The organism is Pseudoxanthobacter sp., from assembly GCF_036822375.1.
In the GTDB taxonomy this organism is placed as follows: Bacteria; Pseudomonadota; Alphaproteobacteria; order Rhizobiales; family Segnochrobactraceae; genus Pseudoxanthobacter.
This window is the reverse complement of record NZ_DAISHT010000207.1, coordinates 1-2,565: the sequence shown is the minus strand read 5'-3', so window position 1 is coordinate 2,565 and position 2,565 is coordinate 1. Positions and strand designations below refer to the sequence as shown.

The 2,565-nt window shown below is 68.5% G+C and carries 2 protein-coding genes; both read right to left on the bottom strand.

Translation table 11 applies throughout. From position 1 onward, the window contains the following. Positions 1-627: 627 nt before the first annotated feature. On the bottom strand, positions 628-816 hold the full coding sequence (locus tag V7067_RS14725; RefSeq protein ID WP_334176660.1) for a hypothetical protein: 189 nt from the start codon (positions 814-816) through the stop codon (positions 628-630). Positions 817-1,066: 250 nt separating this feature from the next. Next, positions 1,067-2,565: nucleoside-diphosphate sugar epimerase/dehydratase (locus V7067_RS14720; protein WP_334176659.1), on the bottom strand; the 1,499-nt coding region annotated here is incomplete at its 5' end.

Below are 2,565 nucleotides of genomic sequence, written 5' to 3'. Positions count from 1 at the left end.
CAGGTGACAAACCAGCGGGCGATGAGCCGATACCCGCCGGGCCTTCGCCCTGCGGTCCTCTTGCTGCGTTCCATGTGCCTTGCGGTCGCGCAGGACGGCACCCCGCAAGCTCCGCTTGCGAAGGCGTCGCGCTGCCGGCGAGGCCGCGCGCTCCGGGTGTGGGGACGCGCCGCGCGTTCTTCCCCAACGAACCGGGCCAAGCGACCGGGCCAAGCGACCGGGCCAAGGAAACCGGGCCAAGGAACCGGGTGCTCATCAGACGCCCCGTGTTTCCTGCGGCAACGGCATACCAATGAGCGATCTGTCCGCCCGGCGAAATGCCGTCGCGCGACAGGCTCAAACCACATTCCACCGTCACCGGTCCACGAATGTCACCGGCCCGCGCCTGCGTGCCCTGTGCAGCACGCTCCCGCGACAAAATAGCAAAATACAATCGCCGCCGGTGGCCATCAGGCCTCCGGCGCCGCATCGGCCGTTGACGGCCGTAATTCCCTGTCAGGCGCGGTCCCGTCCCGCGGGTCCCGTCATGCGGTCTCTCGCCGGCGATCTGCCTCTTGCCGGCAATCTCCGGTCTGCGAATCCCCGGTCTTGCGATCTTCCGCTCGTGACCGCCTGCCACAGCGGCGATCAGCCGCCGGCGGGGTCGGCCTCGCCGTCAAGGCTGAAGTCGCTGAGCATGCCGGCGCCGGGCGTGGCCCATTCGTTGATCAGGTCCGGGCGGGCATGGGGGCCGGCTGCCGGCATCCGCGGGGCGGCCAGCAGGGCCGCGGGCAGATCCGAAACAGGTTCGGCGACGGGTTCTTTCGGAGCAATCATGGCTGAACTCCCGGTTCTTGCGATAACCGAGGTCGGGGCAGCTGCCCCCGGCCTTGTCCTTTTGAACGCACCAGTGCGAAACCGAGATTTGCGCCGTCAGCCCCCGTTTACCAGATGGCAAGGTGTCACGCGGGGTTGTACGTAGGCGAACAGGGCCGGGAGAAGGGGGCCGGGCAAACAGGCCGCGGCCAGCGGTGCCGGGCAAATGGGGCGGGCCAAATGAGGCTGGTCAGCGGGGCGGGCGCTGGCCTCAGCCGCGGGTTTGCGGCTGCGACAGCGGAACCACGCGCTGCGGCGTTGCAACCTGCGGTACCATGCTGACGGGCGAGGCCGTGTTGTGCGCGGTCAGGATATCGACGGTGGCCGAGATCGGCCGGTATTCGTGCACTGCCCGGCCCAGCAGCGCGATTGCGGCCGCGACATCGCCGGCTCCGGCTGCCGCCCGCAGGGCTGCCAGCAACTGTGCCAGTTCGGCCGTGGCCATGCCGTCCTCACGGCTGCGCATGATCTTTGGGTGCTGCGTTGCCATCGGGTTGTCGCCGATCAGCAGTTCCTCATAGAGCTTTTCGCCGGGCCGCAGGCCGCTGTAGACGATCTCGATGTCGCCATCCGGGTTGTCGCCGTCGCGCACGCTGAGGCCGTGCAGCGAGATCATGCGCCGGGCGAGATCGTCGATGCGCACCGGGTCGCCCATGTCGAGCAGGAACACCTCGCCGCCCACGGCCATGGCGCCGGCCTGAATGACGAGCTGGGCAGCCTCCGGAATGGTCATGAAATAGCGCGTCACGTCCGGATGAGTCACGGTCACCGGGCCGCCGCGCTTGATCTGGCGCTGGAACAGCGGAATGACCGAACCGGACGAGCCCAGCACGTTGCCGAAGCGCACCATGGAGATGACGGTGCGTGCCGAGCGGGTCTGCGCATCCTGACAGATCAGTTCCGCCCAGCGCTTGCTCGCCCCCATCACGTTGGTCGGCCGCACCGCCTTGTCGGTGGAAACCAGAATGAAGCGCTCGACATCGTGCCGCAGCGCCTCTTCCACTACCGTTGCGGTGCCGAGCACGTTGTTGACGAGGCCTTCCAGCACGTTCAGTTCGACCAGCGGCACGTGCTTGTAGGCGGCGGCGTGATAGACGGTCTCGATGCCGAAGGCGCTCATCACCGCGCCGACGCGGGCGCCATCGCACACGCTGCCGAGCACGGGATGAATGCCCGGAACCACCGCCGGCTCGCCGCCGGGCCCTTTGCGGGCCCGCGCAGCGTTGGCGAGGTCGCGCAGCTCCTCGTCGATCGAATAGAGCGCGAACTCGTTGATCTCATAGAGCACGATCAGCCGCGGCCCGAGGGCGAAGATCTGGCGGCAGAGTTCCGAGCCGATGGAGCCGCCGGCGCCCGTCACCAGAATCGCCTTGCCGCGGGTTGCCGGTGCCAGCAGGTCGCGCTGGGGATCGACCTTCTCGCGCTCCAGCAGGTCTTCGGCGGTGATCTGGCGCAGCGAGTCGATGCGTGCGAGGCCGGCCACCAGTTCCGGCGCGGAGGGCACCGTCTGCACGATCACGCCGAGGCCCGAAAGCCGGGTCAGCAGCTCGCGCCGGCTGCGCAGCGGCATGGAGGGGATGGCGAGCAGAATGCGCTTCACCCCGTGATGGGCGATCAGGTCCGGCAGGTCGCGGGCGGGGTGCACCCGCCGGCCCACGATCTGCGTGCCCTGCAGCGCCTTGTCGTCGTCGATGAAGGCGACCACGGAAT